The organism is Ruegeria arenilitoris, from assembly GCF_013030985.1.
Lineage (GTDB): Bacteria > Pseudomonadota > Alphaproteobacteria > Rhodobacterales > Rhodobacteraceae > Ruegeria > Ruegeria arenilitoris_B.
Genome location: NZ_WPYP01000001.1, coordinates 337,253 through 355,777 on the forward strand (window position 1 = coordinate 337,253; position 18,525 = coordinate 355,777).

An 18,525-nucleotide genomic window follows, 5' to 3' on the forward strand; every position below is an offset into this window, starting at 1 on the left:
CGGTGACTGAGTTTTGTTGACAGAACTAGACGAATCCGATCACGTCAATGGGCAACACAGGGAAGACATTCAGTTGAAAATCACATCCAACCCATATCGCGCCGGTCAGAAGCTGATTGAGGACGCGCCGTTTCCGTCTACGAATGTGGCGCGTGCTTCGGAATTGATCGCGCGCTGCCTATCTGCTGACGAGACCCCCTTGACCGAAGTTCCGGGGCTGGTGGACGTCGCGCACCTCTGGGTCAAGGATGAGCGCGCGCGGATGGGGCTGGGGTCGTTCAAGGCCTTGGGTGCGGCCTATGTCATAGCGCGCCATGCGGCAGAGATTGCTGAGACGCCCGACGCCACAACGCTGTCGGGTCGCACCTACGTTACGGCCAGTGCGGGCAACCACGGGCTGAGCGTGGCCTCGGGCGCGCGCAGATTCGGGGCTGAAGCCGTAGTCTATATCGCCGATACCGTGCCCGAGACTTTTGCCGAACGCCTGCGTGATCAGGGCGCAAGGGTTGTGCGCGAGGGGGTGGATTACGCCGCCAGCATGGACGCCGCCAGCAAAGCGGCGCGGGATAACAATTGGATTTTGCTCTCAGATAGTTCGTGGGAAGGTTATTACGACCTGCCGCACACACTGATGGAGGGGTATTTGCAGATGGCGGCCGAGGCCGCCCGGCAATGCCCGCAGGTGCCGACCCATATCATGTTGCAGGCCGGGGTAGGCGGAATGGCGGGGGCCGTTGCGGCCTACGCGCGAACCGTCTGGGGGGATGCACCGCAGATCATCGTGGTCGAACCCGAAGCGGCCCCGGCGTTGCAAGCCAGTATCGAGGCCGGCGCCTGCGTTTTTGCCGATGGCCCCGACAGCGTGATGGGACGGCTCGATTGCAAAGAGCCGTCGCTGATTGCTTTGAATGGTCTTGCGCGCGACGCAGATAGTTTCCTAACCCTTTCTGATGAGCAAGTGATTGAGCGTCTTCCAGCTATGGGCGCGGCGGGTATCGCCACCACCGCGTCAGGCGGAGCAGGGGTTGCCGCCGTCATGAATGCACAAGTGCGCGAAGCCCTGGGCATCGGCCCCGATGCCCGAGTCCTGTGTTTCCTGTCCGAGATAGCCGAATGAGAGGTTTTGAGACGTCCGAATTTAGCGCGCGAACGGAACACGCGCAACGTCGGATGGAGCAGGCGGGTCTGTCGGCTCTGTTGCTAACGACCGAGCCCGAGATCCGCTATTTCACCGGCTACCTGACCCGGTTCTGGGAAAGCCCGACACGCCCGTGGTTCCTGATCCTTCCAGTTTCGGGCAAACCGATTGCCGTGATCCCATCGATCGGGGCGGCGTTGATGGCGCAGACTTGGGTGGAGGATATCCGCACGTGGAGCGCCCCCGATCTGGACGACGACGGTGTCAGCCTGCTGGCCGACACTCTGCGCGAGGTTTGCCCGGAGGATGCGGCCATTGGCCTGCCGGATGGGCACGAGACCCATGTCCGTATGCCGCTTGCCGACCTGAACCGATTGCAGCAGGAGGTGGGGAACCGGGTTTTGGGCAGTGATGGCGGTATTCTCCGCACCCTTCGGATGGTCAAATCCCCGGCCGAGATTGCCAAGATTGAAACCGCCTGCGCCATAGCTGGGCAGGCCTTTCAGCGCGTGCCTGAGATCGCCAGAGAAGGTGTTGCGCTGGACGAGGTCTTCCGCCGATTTCAGATGCTGTGCCTGGACGAGGGCGCGGATTGGGTGCCGTACCTTGCGGGCGGGGCCGAACGGGGGGGATATACGGATGTGATCTCACCGGCCCGCGCCACCGCGCTGACACCCGGCGATGTGTTGATGCTGGATACCGGGCTGGTTTGGGACGGGTATTTCTGCGATTTCGACCGGAATTGGTCGATCGGAGCGGCCAACCCACAGGTGCGCGATGCCTATGCGACGCTGATCGAAGCCTCGGACGCCGCATTCGAGGCTGCACGCCCCGGCGCAACGGCGGCAGAGCTGTTTCACGTCATGAACCTGGTTCTGTCTCGCACCTCGGGCGAGACTGGCGCGGGGCGACTGGGGCATGGGCTGGGAATGTCGTTGACAGAATGGCCGTCTCTGATCCCCACCGATCATACGGTACTGGAGCCGGGAATGGTTCTGACATTGGAGCCCGGCATAGCGGTTGGCGACAAAATCCTCGTTCACGAAGAAAATATAGTCATCACCGAAGGGGCGCCGCGCTTCATCAGCCCCAGAATCGGTCCGGAGTTGCCCGAGATATGAGCTATCTGCCCTACACGCTGGACAAGGACGATCCCGATGCCACGCCGATGGGTTTGATCGTGTTGCAAACCGACGAGACGATCGAGCCCGAGTTCAACGCCTATTTCGCCGACCGGCGCGCGCCGATCTATGTCTCGCGTATTCCCAGTGGGGCAGAGGTGACGAAAGACACTCTGGCGGAAATGGAAAAAGCTCTGCCCGCCGCAGCAGACTTGTTGCCTAAGATTCGCCCTTACAACGTGGTCGGATACGGATGCACATCGGCCAGTTCGGTTATCGGGTCCGACCAGATCGAGCGGATGGTCCGGAAAACCTGCAATACAGCTGTGGTCACGAACCCTCTGCGTGCGGCGTCCGCCTGTGCGAACCACCTAGGCGTGTCAAAGTTCGCGCTGTTGTCACCCTATATCGAAGAAGTGAACGAACCGCTGCGCCGGGCTTTTGCCGAAAACGGGGTTTCCATGGACGTTTTCGGCTCGTTCGGAGAGGCGGAAGAATCGAAAGTTGTACGCATTTCGCAGCGTTCCGTGGTGGATGCAGCACTGAGTCTCGGAGCTGATCCATCGGTTGAAGCTGTTTTCATAAGCTGCACGAATTTAAGAACTTTTGATGCAATCCCCGAGATCGCAAGCCGCCTGAGAAAGCCGGTTTTGTCCAGCAATCAAAGCCTTGCATGGCACATGCGGAAACTGAATTCCGCTTAATGGTGATGCAGGCGCAATCGAAAATGTCTGACCTTTGTCACATTTTGGTTGCACGCCGCGTCTCGCATGTCCTTTAATGAGGCCAATAGGTCGTTGAGATCCGGATAAACCGGGCAAACAGCGGACCACAGGGAGCCAAGTTGGTATATGTCAAATGACGCAGCGTTCGTCGAATTTCAGCGTGTCCAGAAGTCTTATGATGGCGAAGTACTCGTTGTAAAAGATCTAAACCTCTCAATGCCAAAAGGTGAGTTTCTGACAATGCTGGGTCCGTCAGGGTCCGGCAAGACAACTTGCCTGATGATGCTGGCCGGGTTTGAAACCGCCACACACGGCGAAATCATGTTGGACGGAAAGCCGATCAATAACATCCCGCCGCACAAGCGCGGGATCGGGATGGTATTCCAGAACTACGCCCTGTTCCCGCATATGACCGTGGCCGAGAACCTCTCTTTCCCGCTGGAAGTGCGGAAGATGGGCAAGGATCAGCGCGAGGAAAAGGTAAAGCGGGCGCTGGACATGGTGCAGATGGGGGCCTTTGGCAGCCGTCGACCGGCGCAACTGTCCGGTGGTCAGCAACAGCGGATCGCTCTGGCGCGGGCGCTGGTGTTCGAACCTGAACTGGTTCTGATGGACGAACCGCTGGGCGCGCTGGACAAGCAGTTGCGCGAACATATGCAGTTCGAAATCACCCGTCTGGCGCATGAGTTGGGGATCACCACCGTTTACGTGACCCACGACCAGACCGAAGCGCTGACGATGTCGGATCGTGTCGCCGTGTTCGATGACGGCCGTATTCAGCAACTGGCTCCGCCGGACCTACTGTATGAAGAACCCGAAAACAGCTTTGTTGCGCAATTCATAGGCGAAAACAACACGTTGGAGGGTGTTGTTAAGTCAATCAACGGCGACTCGTGTGTGGTTGTTCTGGATGACGGATCCGAGATTGATGCCAAACCGGTGAACGTCCAGAAAGCGGGTGAACGCACCAAGGTTTCGATCCGTCCCGAACGTGTCGAGTTCAACAAGGATCGTCTGCACGCCGATGCGCATACGCTGAAGGCCACGGTGAAAGAGTTCATCTATATGGGCGACGTGTTCCGTTTCCGTCTATCCGTGGCCGGGAACGATGATTTCATCATCAAGACCCGGAACGCGCCGGATGCGGTCAAGTTGCGCCCCGACCAAGAGGTCGAGATCGGCTGGCTGGCGCAGGACTGCCGGGCGCTGGACGCCTGAGGCGAAAACTTCCCGTGCGGTCCGCCCGGGCACGCGGGACACTCAGATGATCGGGTTGCCCCGTGATCCGGTCTTCAATTTTAAAAATAACGGGTAAAACAGGGAGTTAACTATGAAAGTTACCAAATCCACTCTGCTGGCCACTGCTGTTGCCGCACTTGCTAGCGGTGCTATGGCCGAAGAGATGACGATCGTCTCTTGGGGCGGCGCATACTCCAAATCGCAGCTGAAAGCGTATCACGAGCCCTATTCGGAAAAGACCGGTATCACCATCTTGAACGATGACAGCTCGAACGAGGCTGTCGCGAAGCTGCGCGCGATGAACGAAGCGGGCAACATCACCTGGGATGTGGTGGACGTTGTGGCCTCTGATGCGATTCGTCTGTGTGACGAGGGTCTTGCTCTCGAAATCGACTTCGACACCCAACTGGCACCGGCACCTGATGGAACGCCGGCGTCTGAAGACTTTGGCGACCTGCTTGTCAGTGACTGCTTCATCCCACAGATTGTTTATTCGACCGCCTTCGGCTACCGCACCGATCTGGTTGGAGACACCCCCCCCACCGATATCTGCGCTGTCTTCGATCTGGAAACCTATCCAGGTAAGCGTTCGCTTGAAAAACGTCCGATCAACAACATGGAATGGGCGCTGCTGTGTGATGGCGTAGCCAAGGACGATGTCTACGACGTTCTCGCCACTCCGGAAGGGCAGGATCAGGCGCTGGCCAAGCTGGACACTATTAAAGACAGTGTTGTCTGGTGGTCTGCAGGTGCCGACACGCCGCAGTTGCTGGCCGACGGTGAAGTCATTATGGGTTCGACCTACAACGGTCGTCTGTTCAGTGTGATCGAAGAGCAGAAACAACCCGTTGCCATGCTGTGGGACGCGCAGGTTTTCGATCTGGACGGCTGGATCATTCCGGCAGGTCTTAGCGAAGAGCGTCAGCAGCGAGCATTGGACTACATCATGTTCGCAACTGATACACAGCGTCTGGCGGATCAGGCCAAGTACATCTCGTACGGTCCGGCCCGTGCCTCGTCAGCACCGCTGGTGGGTCAACACGCTGAGCTGGGCATCGATATGGCACCGCACATGCCGACAGATCCGGAAAACGCCAAGAACACGTTCCTGTATAACTATGAGTTCTGGGCAGACTACCGCGACGATATCGACGCTAAATTCCAGGCGTGGTTGGCGCAATAAGCGCTCCAATTTCTGACAATGTCGGGGGCGGTGTACTGCCCCCGAAGCAAAGAAAACCCAAGGGGCACCGATGACTGACGTAAGCCAAAAGGCTGGACCCATGCTAGCAGCGGACGGAACGCCGCTGAAGCAATCGCTGGCACGTTCGCTGCGGAGGCAAAAGCTGCGCGCTCTGTTGCTGATTGCGCCCCTCCTTCTGTTCGTCCTGTTCTCGTTCATTATTCCAATTGCGTCGATGTTGTTCCGCTCTGTGGAAAACAGCATTGTGCAGGAAACGCTGCCATTGACGGTTGAGGCTTTGCAAAACTGGGATGAGACCAGCGGCGAACTGCCTGATGAGGCCGTCTATGACGCCTTTGTTCGCGACATGGTCGTGGCAGTCGACAATAAAACACATACCCGTCTGGGCTCGCGTCTGAACTACGAAGAGACCGGCATGTCTTCGATGTTCCGCCGCTCGGGTCGGAAACTCGGCAAAATGGACCCCGAAACCGAAGGGCCGTTCAAGGATCAGGTGATCGATATTCACGACGGCTGGGGCGATCCTGATACGTGGGCGGTGATCAAAACCCACTCCCCCGCAGTCACCAACGGCTATTTCCTTAACGCGGTCGACATGCGCCGTACGCCCGAAGGGGCACAATCGCAACCCGAGGACAAACAGATTCTCATCAAGCTGTTTGGTCGTACGCTGATGATGTCGCTGATCATTACCGGTGCCTGCATTCTGTTGGCATACCCGGTCTCGTACTTGCTGGCGACGCTTCCGATGCGGGTGTCCAACATGTTGATGATCCTGGTGTTGCTGCCGTTCTGGACGTCTCTTCTTGTGCGGACATCAGCATGGAAAGTGATGTTGCAACAGCAGGGGGTGATTAACGAGACACTGGTCTGGCTGGGGCTTGTGGCGGATGATGCGCGACTTGTGATCATCAACAACCAGTTCGGCACGATCATCGCGATGACGCATATTCTGCTGCCGTTCATGATCCTGCCGATGTATTCGGTGATGCAGACGATCCCGCTATCCTACACCCGCGCGGCCAAGTCGATGGGCGCGACCAATTGGACGACCTTCTGGCGGATCTACTTCCCGCAGTCCATTCCGGGTATCGGCGCGGGGTCGATCCTCGTGTTCATTCTGGCCATCGGCTACTACATCACGCCCGAGATCGTGGGCGGCACCAAAGGCGTCTTCATCTCGAACCGGATTGCCTATCACATCTCGTCCTCACTGAACTGGGGTCTGGCTGCGGCGCTGGGGACAATCCTGCTGGCGGTCGTTCTGTTGCTCTACTGGTGCTACGACAAGATCGTGGGCATCGATAACGTGAAGTTGGGATAAAGATCATGGCAGCACTTACACCTATATCCCGCAAACCGTTGTCGGTCGTTCTGCCGACGGTCGCCATTGCCGGAGGTTTCGTCGGCATGTTCGTTGGGGCCGGGCAGGGCAATGTCCTGCTGGGTATCCTGATCGGTGCCGCGCTGATGGCGGGGCTGGCCTGGGTCTATATCACCGTGCTCGACAATGAACGTGTCGCGCGCTGGATCACCGTTCTGGGGCTGGCCGCCATCGGGTTCTTCTTTGCCGGGATCACCGGTTTTATCGCCGGGCTGCTGGTCGGCTGGTTCTTTGCCTTCTTCATCTTCTGGCTCTACGAGGGCCGCTACCGGCAAAAGCTGTTGCCCTATCTGACAGGCCAGCAGGTGTTCGAGCATTACCTGTTCCGCGTGATTTGCGGCGCGATCTTTGTCTTTCTGATCACGCCGATCCTTGTGGTCCTGCCGCTGTCGTTCAACGCACAGGACTTCTTTACTTTCACGCCCGAGATGCTGCGGCTGGACCCCGAGGGGTATTCGCTGAAGCACTATCGTGACTTCTTCACCAACAATGAATGGCAGCGCAGCTTCAAGAACTCGCTGATCATTGCTCCGATTGCGACGATCATCTCGGTGTCTTTGGGGACGCTTGCGGCCATCGGTCTCAGCCAGAGCCACGTGCCGGGGCGGCGGGCCATCATGGGGATTCTGATTTCGCCCATGATCGTGCCGCTGATCATCTCGGCGACAGGGATGTTCTTTTTCTACAGCGACATCGGGCGGTTCCTCGAAGGCACACTGGGCATGGACAAGAACTTTGTGGGCTATGTGAAGGTTATCCTCGCCCACGCGGTTCTGGGTATTCCCTTCGTGATCATCACGGTGACGGCGACGCTGGTCGGGTTTGATCAGTCGCTGACACGGGCTGCTGCAAATATGGGCGCAGGGCCGGTGCGGACCTTCTTCAAGATCCAGATGCCGCTGATCCTGCCGGGTGTGATCTCGGGCGGCCTGTTTGCCTTCATCACATCGTTCGATGAAGTTGTTGTGGTTCTGTTCGTCGGTTCTGCCAGCCAGAAAACACTGCCGTGGCAGATGTTTACCGGTCTTCGTGAGCAAATCAGCCCGACCATTCTGGCGGTGGCAACGATCCTGGTGGTCATCTCTATTGCGCTGCTGACCACGGTCGAACTGCTGCGGCGGCGGTCGGAACGCCTGCGGGGTCTCAGCCCGGCTTGACGCGACTCGAAAGCTGATTTAGCGATTTCACCATGCACTCCGGTCACGATGGCGTCGTGATGCAAGGCGGGGTGCATGGCTCTCGGTTCCCGAGGCCGCTTGTCCTGAACGCCGGGGCTTGTGGCCGGGCGATGCCAGTCCGGCATAGAGGAGAGACCAAATGACTGATCTGCAAAATCGCCCCGAGTTCTTCACCTGCCACAATGGCGACAAGGCTCCGCTGCCCTTCAGCAAAGCAGAGTATGCCCGCCGTCTGGCCAGCCTGCGCGCAACGATGGCGGCGCGCGATATCCCGGCGGTGCTGCTGACGTCGATGCAAAACATCGCCTATTACTCGGGCTTTCTGTATTGCTCGTTCGGCCGTCCGTATGGCTGCGTTGTAACTCAGGACAGCTGCACGACCGTGTCGGCGAATATCGACGCGGGCCAGCCCTGGCGCCGCTCGGTCGAGGAAAACGTGATCTACACCGACTGGAAGCGGAACAACTACTGGCGCGCTGTGGCCAGCCTGATTGGCTCGGCGGGCCGGATCGGTATCGAAGGCGATCACATGACGCTGGCCATGCGCGACACCGCGGTGGACATGCTGGACGGGCCAGAACTGGTGGACATTGCACCCGATACGATGGCCGCGCGGATGGTGAAATCCGCCGAAGAGATCGAGCTGATCAAGGGTGGCGCGCGCACGGCAGATGTGGGTGGTGCGGCCATTCACGCGGCCATCCGTGAGGGCGCGACCGAGATCGAGATCGCAATAGCCGGGCGCGACGCGATGGAGGCCGAGATTGCGCGCGCCTATCCGGATGCCGAGTATCGTGACACATGGGTCTGGTTCCAATCCGGCCTGAACACGGATGGCGCGCATAACCCGGTCACCAAACGTGCGCTGCAAAAGGGCGATATCCTGTCGCTGAACACCTTCCCGATGATCTCGGGCTACTACACCGCATTGGAACGCACCTTGTTCCTTGGTGAGCCCGACGCGGAAAGCCTGCGTGTCTGGAAGGCCAACGTCGCCGCACATGAACTGGGGCTGAGCCTGATCAAGCCCGGCGCGACCTGCTCGGGCATCTGCGAAGAGATCAACCGCTTCTTCGCTGATGAAGGGCTGCTGCAATACCGATCCTTCGGCTACGGTCACTCGTTCGGCATTCTCAGCCACTACTACGGCCGCGAAGCAGGGCTGGAACTGCGCGAGGATATCGACACAGTGTTGGAGCCCGGCATGGTCGTGTCGATCGAGCCTATGCTGTGGATCCCCGAGGGCCAGAAGGGGGCAGGCGGCTACCGCGAGCATGACATTCTTGTTGTCGAGGATAACGGCGCCGAGAACATCACCGGTTTCCCTTATGGGCCGGAACACAACACGATCAGTGCCTAATTGCACTGCGGGGAAGGGTCATTGACCCTTCCCTTTCATCCGACCCGAGGGCGGGGTTGATTGTCCAGTTCGGCGGTGTGTATCTGACGATACTGTTGGAAAGGATAAGCCGTGGGACAATACGAACTGCCATCGGGAACGGGCGTCTGCTTTATCAACCTCGACCGGGTGCCAGAGCGGGCCACCTTCATGGAAGCCCAGTTTGCCCATACAGGGCTGATCGGCGCCCAGCGGTTCAGTGCAACGGATGCGCAGCAACCCGGTGCGCTTGACGGCAACGGTTATGTCCCTGGAACCGGCAGTCGCTGGGGGCTGAAGCAAAGCGAAATCGCCTGTTTCGAAAGCCACCGTGCCGTGTGGCAGGCCGCTGTGGATCAGGGTCTGAAGGCGGTGGCTGTCTTTGAAGATGACGTTGAAATGTCCGCGCAGGCTGGGGCGGCCATAGCTGCGCTGTTGGATGGTGGAGACGGGTTTGACCTCGTCAAGCTGGACTATTCGCCGCGGTCCATGCGGTTTGGTCCGTTGCAGGAGATCGCGGGTGTACCAGTCAGACCGATGCTGGAAATGGCCCCTAGCGCAGCCGCCTATATCGTGACGCAGGCGGCTTGCCGAAAACTGTTGTCCTGGTCCGAACAGTATTCGGACCACCTTGACGATTTCATCTCGATCCCGCGTACGAACTGGCGCATGTATCAGTGTTTTCCGGCGGTTGGCGTGCAGATGATCTGGTCCCAGCAACAGGACCAGACCGCAGAAACCGTCAAGGTCAGCGAGCGGTCGCAGGACCAGAAAACCAACAGCGGCCTGGACAAAGGGCCATTGTGGTTCCGGGTTCGGCGTGAACTTAAGGCGACGGGGCGCAAATTGTACTGGCGTGCGGGTGCTCAGCGCCGTTTGCTGGCGGATGGCGGGTTTGTGGGGTTCATTCCCTGCGCTGATGATCTGAGCGTGTGACCGCAAATCAGGCTCGGATTTCCCTGATACCAGCCACGCAACGCATAAGCGTTAACAAAACTGTCGATTTGATATAATCTTACAGTGTTGTTTGTAGTTAACGTTTGGGTGTTTGGTGTGGGGCAGACAATCTATGAAAGATACGGCGGGTTCAAAACCATCAGCCGGATCGTGATGACATTCTACGAAATGGCCTTGGAGTCCGACCAGATCGGCGGCTATTTCGAAGATATCGACATGCCGCGCCTGATCGACCACCAAACCAAATTCGTGTCTTCCTTGGTGGGTGGGCCCGCATCCTTCAGTGATGATCGGATCGAAGCGGTTCACCGGCATCTCAATATCTCTCATGCGGATTTCGACGAGATGGCCGAGCTTTTTGGCGAAGCACTGGCCATGCACGGGATGGAGGATGGGCATATAAAGATCGCCCTGAACGCCATTGAATCCAAACGCGCAATCATTGTGGCGCGTGACGCCGCATGAGCATTCTGGCCATCAACGAACAGCTGCTTCGGGCGATCGGGGTTGGTGTCGCGGTCGTACGCGCCTCGGATTTGACGTTTGTGTTTCACAACGGGCCGTTCGCGGAGTGGTTCGGGACGCCAGAGGAAGGGCAGACTCTGCTGGACATACTCCCGTCGCTTGATCCGCGTGAATTGGAGGACGTAAAACAATCTGGCCTGCGATATTCGGTCGAGCTGCAGATCAAACCAAAACGTCGAACGTTGATTTTCGCGACGACTGTATCGTTGGCAAATGGTCTGTCAGAACAGGTTCTGGTTGTCGAGTGCCAGAACATCACCCGCATCCGCGAGCTTGAAAGCATGATCGACAGCTACTCGACCATGGTCGAGCGTAACACGCGTGAATTGGAGCGCGAGAAAGAGCGGGTGGAACGGCTGCTGCTGAACCTGATGCCGCGCGCGGTGTACGAAGAGTTCAAGACGTTCGGCGTTGTTACACCGCAGCTATATGATCAGGTGTCAGTGGTGATGCTGGATTTCGTGGGCTTCACCGACTTCGCGGCGAAGACCGATCCGACCGTGACGCTGAGCGAACTGAACGACATTTTCACCGCCTTCGACCGGATCGTCGAACAGTTCGGGTGTGAGCGGATCAAGACCATCGGTGATGCCTACCTTGCCGTGTCGGGAATGCCGGATGAGACGCCGGATCATGCGACCGCAGTGGCGCATTGCGCGGTGCGGTTCCTGCGGTATCTCGAGCGGCGCAATGAAAGCCACCCGCATAAATGGCAGGCCCGGATCGGGTTGGGCATGGGGGCTGCGGTGGGCTCGGTCGTGGGGATACAAAAATACGTCTATGACGTGTTCGGTCCTGCGGTGAACATTGCCTCTCGGCTGCAAGTTTTTGCTAACCCAATGCATATCGTCGCCCCGGAAGAGATGAAATACGCCCTGATTGACGAGTTTCAGGTCTCGGACATTGGGCGCGTCGACATCAAGGGTATGGGCGAAATGGACCTGATCAACGTGACCTCGGGCCTCAGCGTGCCGCAACCTTTGTCGCGGTTCTGATTATCAATCGTCCGGTGGAACCAGCCCAAGACCACGCAGATAGATACCGATCCCGGATTCCAGCAAGTCCTCGGGCGGGAAGGGGGAACTGGCACCAGTGTTGCGCGCGAACAGTTCGACAACGCCGTGGCTCATGGCCCAGATATGGGCGCTGAACATCGACGCGGGCGGGCGTTTTTCGGGCGGGATGTGCTGCGACAGATCCGAGGCCGCTTTCTCGAGCACCGCTTTCGCGCGGTTCGCCGCCAGCGCAAGTTCGGGTGTGCGGTTAATGGAAATGCCGCTTTCAAACATGGCGATGTAGTGACCCGGATGCTTGCGGGCGAAAGCCAGATAGGCACGGCCCGTTGCCTCGAACGCTGCCAAGGCCGAGGGCTGGCCCTTGTCATAGGCGTATTGCATCAGGTCAGCGAACATCTCATATCCCTGCCGTGCGGCCTCGGCAATCAGGTCTTCGCGCCCTTGGAAATGCCGATAGACCGCAGCCGGCGTGACCCCTGCGGTTTTGGCCGCCTCGGACAAGGTAAAGCCGGTCGGGCCTTTTTCCTCGATCAGAGACAGCGCAGCCTCGATCAAAGCCTGTTTCAGGTTCCCGTGGTGATACCCGCGTTTCGTCATCCCCGTTTCAGGTGCCTTTGTTGTTTAAGCAGTCGGAACATATGACATAATCCCCGTTGTGGCCTTCGTCCACTCTTGGTCATGCGTCCCAGATTTCCGGTCCGCCACAGATTTTGGGATCATTCGGCCCGATGGCGTCCTCGTCCTTTTCATCATAGTCCAGCGCGTGCAGTACCGTGCGAATGGCCGCGAGCCGCGCGCGTTTCTTGTCGTCGGACCGGACGATAGTCCACGGGCAATGCTCGGAATGGCTGCGGGTCAGGGTTTCCGAGATCGACTGGCTGTATTCATCCCATTTGTTCAGGCCCGCCACGTCGATCGGGCTGAGTTTCCACTGCTTCAGCGGGTCCGTTTCGCGGGCCAGGAACCGGTTCAACTGCTCTGCACGGCCGACATTCAGCCAGAACTTGAACAGGGTAATCCCGTCATTCACCAGCCCGGTTTCCAGAGGCAGGACCTGCCTGAAAAACCGTTCACGCTGTTCGGCGGTACAGAAACCAAACACGTTTTCGACGACACCGCGGTTGTACCAGCTGCGATCGAAGAACACGATCTCGCCGGCCGACGGCAGATGTTGGATGTACCGCTGGAAGTACCACTGGCTTTGCTCGGTATCCGAAGGTTTGCTGAGCGCCACGTTGCGCGCACCCCGAGGATTCAGATTCTCGCGGAACCGCTTGATTGTGCCACCCTTTCCGGCGGCATCCCGGCCTTCAAAGATCAGGGCCACACGCTGATCGGTTTCCTTGACCCAGGACTGCATCTTGACCAGTTCGATCTGCAGTTTTTCCATCTCTTTTTCGTATTCCTTACGCTTCATGCGTTCGTCGTAAGGGTAGGTCGGGTTCAGAATGTCGTCTTTTTCGGACTTTTCGATGGCTGAACGCACTTCCTTCGGGGCGTCCTTTTTGAAGTACTTTTCGATGGAACCTTTTTCGGAACGGGCCATGTGTTACCTCGCCATAAAATCCATATACTACTATGGATTAGCCGAGGGCTTAACGCAAACCCGCACGTTGCGCGGCGCGGTCAATGGCGGCGGCAACCTCGGGGGCCGCCACGACCTGCGGCATGTGCCCAATGCCCGGCAGTTCTATCAGTTCGGCCCCGGGGATTTCATCGATCAGTTGTTGGGAGTGCCATTCAAGGCCAACAGTGTCATCGGCAGTGCCGTGAACGATCTCGGTCGGGACGTCGATCTCACCGTACCGGGGTTGCAGGGCGGTGACTTCTTCCAGCAGATTGGCACGCTGCTTGGCGTTGGCGTGCATCGAGGCGCGGCGCATGGTCAGGCCGGGGCCGAAGTGATCGGCATACCCCTCTGGGGCTGTCTGGGGTGCGAACACCTGGTCCAACGCCTGTTCGACGTACCAATTTGGCGCGAATGCGGTGATTAGCGGGAGGGTTACGGCGCTGCCGGCCGAGGTCGACGCCAATTGGTTGAAACCGTCCAGAGGTGTCTCCCATGGAATCGCGGCAGGTGCGATCAGGACCAGTGCCGAAATGTTGTCGGGCCGCGTCACCGCCCAGGCGAGCGACACCGATCCGCCATAGCTCTGGCCTGCGACGATAGGCTTGTCGGCCCCCAATTGGGCGGCGGCCTTCTGCAGGATTTCAGCCTGTTCTTCAATGGTTTCCCCGTCCGGGTTGAAGCTGGCGCTGTAGCCCAGTCCGGGGCGGTCGAACACGATGACGCGGTAGTTTTCGGCCAATATCGGGGCCAGCGCAAAGGTCATGTCACGTGTGTTACCGCTGGAGCCGTGGAGCAGCACCACATCCGGCCCTTCGCCCATCACAACGGCATGGACGGGAAGGCCATCGACCTCGACAATCTGACCTTCGGGGGGAAAGGCGGCCTCGGCGCGGGCCTCGTTCCGGACTGCGCGCCAGATCGCGACGACCCATAGCATGACCATCAAGGTCAGAACTATGATGCCGACGCGCAGCATCGGGTCAGGCCCTCAGGTCGGTCTGATCGACCCCAATCCGGTTGATGTCATAGGGGGTGGTGCCGTAAATCTCGCTGATCCAGTTGCCATAGAGTAGATGCGCATGGCTGCGCCACCTGTTCTGAGGCGTCTGGGTCGGATCGTCATCCGGATAATAGTTTATCGGCACGTTGATCGGCGTGCCATTGGCAACGTCGCGGTCATACTCTTGCTTCAGTGTATCGCTGTCATATTCGAAGTGGTTGAAGATATAGAGCGCACGATGCGCCTGATCCTCGACCAGACAAGGGCCGACATCATCACTGCCCAGCAAGGTCACCAAACCATCCGCCGTATCGATCTCATTCTGCTTCATCTCGGTCCAGCGGCTGACCGGAATCACGCAATCATCCGAGAAACCGCGCAGGAATGGCGAGGCCGGGTTGAGGTTCGAATGACGGAAGCAGCCGAACGCCTTGGCGTCCAGCATATGTTTCCGAACACCGTGGAAGTGATTGATCATCGCCATCCCACCCCAACAGACGCCAAAGGTCGAATGCACGTTTGTCTGCGTCCACTCGAACACTTCGCGCATCTCGTTCCAATAGGTGACGTCGGTAAAGTCCAGGTGCTCGATCGGTGCCCCGGTGATGATCAGGCCATCGAATTTCTCGTCCTTGACCTCCTGAAAGGGGCGGTAGAATTCAGCCATATGCTCGGCGGCGGTATTCTTGGTGCGGTGCTCTGTCATGCGGATCAAAGATAGGTCGATCTGCAGCGGAGTCGCCCCGATCAGGCGCGCGAACTGGTTCTCGGTCTGAATCTTCTTGGGCATCAGGTTCAGCAACCCGATCCGCAATGGGCGAATGTCCTGACGCATCGCCTGATCCTCGGCCATGACCGAGACGCCCTCTTTCGTGAGGACGTCAAATGCAGGAAGGTCGGCGGGAATCTTGATAGGCATCAGGTGCAAGCCTTTGGAGTTTCAGTGTAGAAGCGGTAATTAAGCGTGGTTCGCGCGGGTCTCAAGAGTGCGTTCGATCAACTCATCGAAATCAGCGGCGTCGCGGACCTTGTGCATGTCGTCGGCGGTGACGGCGACACCCCAGTTCTCGGCCATCGCCTGGTAGCGCGGCTGACGGTGCGCCAGCGCCTGCGCATAGGTCCAGCGTATGAAAGTGTCGGGGTCCACATCCTCGGCCCGGCACTCATGCTGGGTCAGGTAGTCGTCCCAGACGCGGGTCAGGAATTCGGGCTGATAGGACATCGGCTTGGGGGCCTTGTCAAACCGGCGGATCAGTTCGGCTGTGTGGTCCTCATCGCCTTTAATCCAGATCATCAGGGTCTGGCGGGACAGTTCGGACAGAACATGATCGGCCGGGTCGTTCGGGTCTACCCATTCGCAGATTGATCCGCCCGTGTCGCAGATGAAGTGCGGATACTGATACAGACGCTGCGCACGATCGATGAAGTATTCGGTATCCAGCAGGGCGTGGATTTCTGCCAGACGAAACTGCTCTTGACGGCGTTTGTATTCGGTCAGCTCCATCCCGCCCAAATCAGGATTGCCGGGCTTGCCCAGATAGGCGGCCACCGGGGTCAGGTTTTCGAAGGTTATGTTCGAGCCGATATAGATCGAATCCGACAGCAGAAGGTCGCGCAGGAACGGGACCCTCATTGCTTCGGCCTTGGCGTTGTCGGTGATGTATTCACCCATGTAGCGCGTGCCGATGCGGTAATCGATCGAGTAGTGGAACCAGTCGCCGGAATCGCGCAGGACGTTGGACACATAGGTCTTGCCCAGACCAGACATGCCGAAGAACAGCACCTTTTTTCGCGCCGCGTCGCGCCAGTCCTTTGCCGAGCCGTAGATCATCGTCCGCTGTCCCTTTTTTCAGACCTAGCTAAAACGGGCAGCGGGCGACGTCAATTGCGGGTACCTGCACGATTGAGGATCAATAGCCCCAAGGCAAGGACGGCAAAGCCCAGATAAGCCTGCGGGGGCAGGGCCTCATCCCGCAGAACCGCGCCCAGGATGATCGCGACCGGAGGGATGACCAGCGTCACCAGCAACAGATTGCCTGCACCGGCCATCGCCAGAACCCGATAGTACAACAGGTAGGCTCCGGCCGTGGCAATCAAAGCGTAATAGCCAATCGCCACCCATGTGATCAGAGGCAGATCCAGACTTGGCATGCCGTCGACCACCAGCGTGATCGGTAGGATCAGCAAGGTCGATCCGGTCAGCATTCCTGCCGCTGCGACAACAGGAGGCAGGTCAGACAACGCGACCCGCGCCCAGGCACCCGCCAGCGCATAGGATACCGTGCCTGCGATGACGGCCAGTTGGGCCATGCTCTTCAGATCGAAACTGGTAAAGTTCCGTATCCCGATGGCAATCGTAACCCCAAGAAATCCAAGACCGACGCCAACCGCACGCCCACGGCTGAGGCGCTCGTCCTTGAAAAACAACGCTGCGACGATCACACCAAAAATGGCGGTCATCGCATTCAGGATCGAGGTCAGGCCCGTCTCGATATAAAGCTGCCCCCAGGCCATCAGGGAAAACGGAATTGCGTTATTCAGCAGCCCCATAACCAGAAACGCCAACCAAACGCGCGGACTGCGCGGAACAGCCAGCCGCCGAATCCGGACCACAAGCCAAAGCGCCAGCATGGCCCAGAAAACGCGATGAAACACTGAGGTCATCACCGGGATCGTGTCCAGCGCGATACGGATTGAAAGGAACGAAACGCCCCAGATCAAACCCAGCAAAAGAAGCTCGGCCCATGCTTTCGGTGAGAGGTGTTTTTGTGCTGCCATGCCACCCTTTCGCGTCCCCTGCGCACCCGTTCGACCCGAAACCTGTGCAAAGAAAAAACCCCGCCGGAGTGGCGGGGTTCGATGGTCTTTGGTGCGTTGGATCAGCCCAGCGAATAGGTGATCTGGAAGCCGACACTCCACGCGCTGTTGCCGCTGAAGTCGGCCGTCTGGCCAAATCCACCATCCGCTGTCGCGTCGCCAATATCGGTGTAGCGAACGCCGCCGGAGATTTGTGCGTTTTCAAGCGAATAGGTGCCGCCGAGACCAATGCTCCAGAAGCCGTCCGTGGGTCCGAGGTTGGAAACCGGTTCGCCTTCGTCAGATTCGTAGCCCAGCGTCACAGCGCCGGCGAATTGATCGGTGAACTGGTAGCCAAGACCAAGCGAGTAGGTGAATGTCGCGTTGTCGTAGTCGACAAGCGGTCTACCAACGATGCCGATGTACGCCGGAGGAGAATAGTCCAGCTGCGGCCAGTCCACCCAGCGGACCGAACCGAACAGCAGGGTCTTGGGGGCAACACCGGTCTGGAAGTCCAGGTTGATGGACTGGGGCGTTTCGATTTCACTGTTCGTGTCAACCGACGCAACGGTTCCCGGCGGGATCGGCGGGATCGGGAGCGGGTTGAACGATTCGTTCTGCGACAGGTCGTGTGAGATTTTCGAGTTGTACGTAAGAGCCACTCGCGCCGCGATTTCGGGCTTTTCCCATGCCACGCCGACGACATAACCAAAGGCGATGTCCCGATCCGTAGACACATCGTACCCCGCAGCAGCAGGGACCGTGACCGAGGCTTTGACGCGTTGCGCCCGTACGCCGCCGATTGCACTGAACCCGTTGTCGAATTTATAGCGCAGCAGGGCGGTAATCGCTTCGGTGTCCGCCTTGGCTTTTAACGTATTATCGTTGCGGCCGAACGGAACCGGGTTAATGGACAGCGGATAGTCATCCGCATATTCAATATCGGCCCCGAACGGTTCGTCATACATGATCGCGAAATCAAGTTGATCCGTGAGTGCGGTTTTGTAGCCGAGGTGCGGGGTGAAGAAATCATTCGCCACGCTGCCCGAATCCACAACTTGTCCGTTTGTCGGGCTGCCGGGGTTTGCATCAAGCAAGGTGCCGCTAACGCTTGGGTTGGTATATCCAAGCCGGAACTGAGCGACCGATCCTTCTTCGAAGATCAGGTTGATGCCTTGGCCGCTGCGATCCAGGCCGCCTGCATAGGCCGCTGTCGCCCCGACGCTGAGTGCGCACGCCTGCAATAGCGCTTTTTTCATCATGTCCTCCCTTAAGGTCTCCTGTAGGTCAGGCC

General features: G+C 58.6%; 18 protein-coding genes. 11 read left to right on the forward strand and 7 right to left on the reverse strand.

Annotated features, from left to right (window positions below; genetic code table 11):
- Positions 1-73: 73 nt before the first annotated feature.
- The 11 genes from GOX88_RS01615 to GOX88_RS01665 all read left to right on the forward strand — a co-directional run bounded on the left by GOX88_RS01615 (position 74) and on the right by GOX88_RS01665 (position 11,844).
- Positions 74-1,117, forward strand: coding sequence for a pyridoxal-phosphate dependent enzyme (locus GOX88_RS01615; protein WP_170398298.1), 1,044 nt, complete (start codon positions 74-76; stop codon positions 1,115-1,117).
- The gene (locus tag GOX88_RS01620; protein ID WP_170398301.1) at positions 1,114-2,259 is read left to right on the forward strand and encodes a M24 family metallopeptidase; all 1,146 of its coding nucleotides are present in this window, start codon (positions 1,114-1,116) and stop codon (positions 2,257-2,259) included. The genes GOX88_RS01615 and GOX88_RS01620 overlap by 4 nt, the downstream gene beginning before the upstream one ends.
- Positions 2,256-2,963, forward strand: a complete 708-nt coding sequence (locus GOX88_RS01625; protein WP_170398304.1) for a maleate cis-trans isomerase family protein — start codon at positions 2,256-2,258, stop codon at positions 2,961-2,963. The genes GOX88_RS01620 and GOX88_RS01625 overlap by 4 nt, the downstream gene beginning before the upstream one ends.
- 147 nt (positions 2,964-3,110) lie before the next feature.
- Positions 3,111-4,202 (forward strand): ABC transporter ATP-binding protein, encoded by a 1,092-nt coding sequence (locus GOX88_RS01630; protein WP_170398307.1) that lies wholly within the window; start codon positions 3,111-3,113, stop codon positions 4,200-4,202.
- Positions 4,203-4,314: 112 nt separating this feature from the next.
- A complete protein-coding gene (locus GOX88_RS01635) occupies positions 4,315-5,406 on the forward strand; it encodes an extracellular solute-binding protein (RefSeq protein ID WP_170398310.1) in 1,092 nt (363 codons plus the stop codon).
- A gap of 70 nt (positions 5,407-5,476) precedes the next feature.
- The gene (locus tag GOX88_RS01640) at positions 5,477-6,751 is read left to right on the forward strand and encodes an ABC transporter permease (RefSeq protein WP_170398312.1); all 1,275 of its coding nucleotides are present in this window, start codon (positions 5,477-5,479) and stop codon (positions 6,749-6,751) included.
- Positions 6,752-6,756: 5 nt separating this feature from the next.
- Positions 6,757-7,968, forward strand: a complete 1,212-nt coding sequence (locus GOX88_RS01645) for an ABC transporter permease (protein ID WP_170398315.1) — start codon at positions 6,757-6,759, stop codon at positions 7,966-7,968.
- A 160-nt stretch (positions 7,969-8,128) separates the two neighbouring features.
- Positions 8,129-9,349 (forward strand): aminopeptidase P family protein, encoded by a 1,221-nt coding sequence (locus GOX88_RS01650; protein WP_170398318.1) that lies wholly within the window; start codon positions 8,129-8,131, stop codon positions 9,347-9,349.
- A gap of 111 nt (positions 9,350-9,460) precedes the next feature.
- The gene (locus GOX88_RS01655) at positions 9,461-10,303 is read left to right on the forward strand and encodes a glycosyltransferase family 25 protein (RefSeq protein ID WP_170398322.1); all 843 of its coding nucleotides are present in this window, start codon (positions 9,461-9,463) and stop codon (positions 10,301-10,303) included.
- A gap of 117 nt (positions 10,304-10,420) precedes the next feature.
- The gene (locus tag GOX88_RS01660) at positions 10,421-10,789 is read left to right on the forward strand and encodes a group I truncated hemoglobin (protein ID WP_170400226.1); all 369 of its coding nucleotides are present in this window, start codon (positions 10,421-10,423) and stop codon (positions 10,787-10,789) included.
- A complete protein-coding gene (locus GOX88_RS01665) occupies positions 10,786-11,844 on the forward strand; it encodes an adenylate/guanylate cyclase domain-containing protein (RefSeq protein ID WP_170398325.1) in 1,059 nt (352 codons plus the stop codon). The genes GOX88_RS01660 and GOX88_RS01665 overlap by 4 nt, the downstream gene beginning before the upstream one ends.
- A gap of 3 nt (positions 11,845-11,847) precedes the next feature.
- Here the strand turns inward: GOX88_RS01665 and GOX88_RS01670 are convergent, their stop codons facing one another.
- The 7 genes from GOX88_RS01670 to GOX88_RS01700 all read right to left on the reverse strand — a co-directional run bounded on the left by GOX88_RS01670 (position 11,848) and on the right by GOX88_RS01700 (position 18,493).
- A complete protein-coding gene (locus GOX88_RS01670) occupies positions 11,848-12,462 on the reverse strand; it encodes a TetR/AcrR family transcriptional regulator (protein WP_170398328.1) in 615 nt (204 codons plus the stop codon).
- Positions 12,463-12,541: 79 nt separating this feature from the next.
- Positions 12,542-13,411, reverse strand: coding sequence for a polyphosphate kinase 2 (ppk2, locus tag GOX88_RS01675; RefSeq protein ID WP_170398331.1), 870 nt, complete (start codon positions 13,409-13,411; stop codon positions 12,542-12,544).
- 49 nt (positions 13,412-13,460) lie between these two features.
- Complete coding sequence (locus GOX88_RS01680) at positions 13,461-14,411, reverse strand: alpha/beta fold hydrolase (RefSeq protein ID WP_170398334.1); 951 nt, start codon at positions 14,409-14,411, stop codon at positions 13,461-13,463.
- Positions 14,412-14,415: 4 nt separating this feature from the next.
- A complete protein-coding gene (gene metA, locus GOX88_RS01685) occupies positions 14,416-15,354 on the reverse strand; it encodes a homoserine O-acetyltransferase MetA (RefSeq protein ID WP_170398337.1) in 939 nt (312 codons plus the stop codon).
- Between the two features lie 39 nt (positions 15,355-15,393).
- Entirely contained in the window at positions 15,394-16,266 is an 873-nt protein-coding gene (locus tag GOX88_RS01690; protein ID WP_170398339.1) for an ATPase, read from the reverse strand.
- Positions 16,267-16,316: 50 nt separating this feature from the next.
- Positions 16,317-17,213, reverse strand: a complete 897-nt coding sequence (locus GOX88_RS01695; RefSeq protein WP_170398341.1) for a DMT family transporter — start codon at positions 17,211-17,213, stop codon at positions 16,317-16,319.
- A gap of 101 nt (positions 17,214-17,314) precedes the next feature.
- Positions 17,315-18,493, reverse strand: coding sequence for an OmpP1/FadL family transporter (locus tag GOX88_RS01700; protein ID WP_254436105.1), 1,179 nt, complete (start codon positions 18,491-18,493; stop codon positions 17,315-17,317).
- Positions 18,494-18,525 lie beyond the last annotated feature (32 nt).

What these genes read in the sequence shown, in the direction of transcription:
- GOX88_RS01620 (WP_170398301.1), top strand. Translation starts at nt 1,114, where the DNA reads ATGAGAGGTTTTGAGACGTCCGAATTTAGCGCGCGAACGGAACACGCG.
- GOX88_RS01625 (WP_170398304.1), top strand. Translation starts at nt 2,256, where the DNA reads ATGAGCTATCTGCCCTACACGCTGGACAAGGACGATCCCGATGCCACG.
- GOX88_RS01630 (WP_170398307.1), top strand. Translation starts at nt 3,111, where the DNA reads ATGTCAAATGACGCAGCGTTCGTCGAATTTCAGCGTGTCCAGAAGTCT.
- GOX88_RS01635 (WP_170398310.1), top strand. Translation starts at nt 4,315, where the DNA reads ATGAAAGTTACCAAATCCACTCTGCTGGCCACTGCTGTTGCCGCACTT.
- GOX88_RS01640 (WP_170398312.1), top strand. Translation starts at nt 5,477, where the DNA reads ATGACTGACGTAAGCCAAAAGGCTGGACCCATGCTAGCAGCGGACGGA.
- GOX88_RS01645 (WP_170398315.1), top strand. Translation starts at nt 6,757, where the DNA reads ATGGCAGCACTTACACCTATATCCCGCAAACCGTTGTCGGTCGTTCTG.
- GOX88_RS01650 (WP_170398318.1), top strand. Translation starts at nt 8,129, where the DNA reads ATGACTGATCTGCAAAATCGCCCCGAGTTCTTCACCTGCCACAATGGC.
- GOX88_RS01665 (WP_170398325.1), top strand. Translation starts at nt 10,786, where the DNA reads ATGAGCATTCTGGCCATCAACGAACAGCTGCTTCGGGCGATCGGGGTT.
- GOX88_RS01670 (WP_170398328.1), bottom strand. Translation starts at nt 12,462, where the DNA reads ATGACGAAACGCGGGTATCACCACGGGAACCTGAAACAGGCTTTGATC.
- ppk2 (WP_170398331.1), bottom strand. Translation starts at nt 13,411, where the DNA reads ATGGCCCGTTCCGAAAAAGGTTCCATCGAAAAGTACTTCAAAAAGGAC.
- GOX88_RS01680 (WP_170398334.1), bottom strand. Translation starts at nt 14,411, where the DNA reads ATGCTGCGCGTCGGCATCATAGTTCTGACCTTGATGGTCATGCTATGG.
- metA (WP_170398337.1), bottom strand. Translation starts at nt 15,354, where the DNA reads ATGCCTATCAAGATTCCCGCCGACCTTCCTGCATTTGACGTCCTCACG.
- GOX88_RS01690 (WP_170398339.1), bottom strand. Translation starts at nt 16,266, where the DNA reads ATGATCTACGGCTCGGCAAAGGACTGGCGCGACGCGGCGCGAAAAAAG.
- GOX88_RS01695 (WP_170398341.1), bottom strand. Translation starts at nt 17,213, where the DNA reads ATGGCAGCACAAAAACACCTCTCACCGAAAGCATGGGCCGAGCTTCTT.
- GOX88_RS01700 (WP_254436105.1), bottom strand. Translation starts at nt 18,493, where the DNA reads ATGATGAAAAAAGCGCTATTGCAGGCGTGCGCACTCAGCGTCGGGGCG.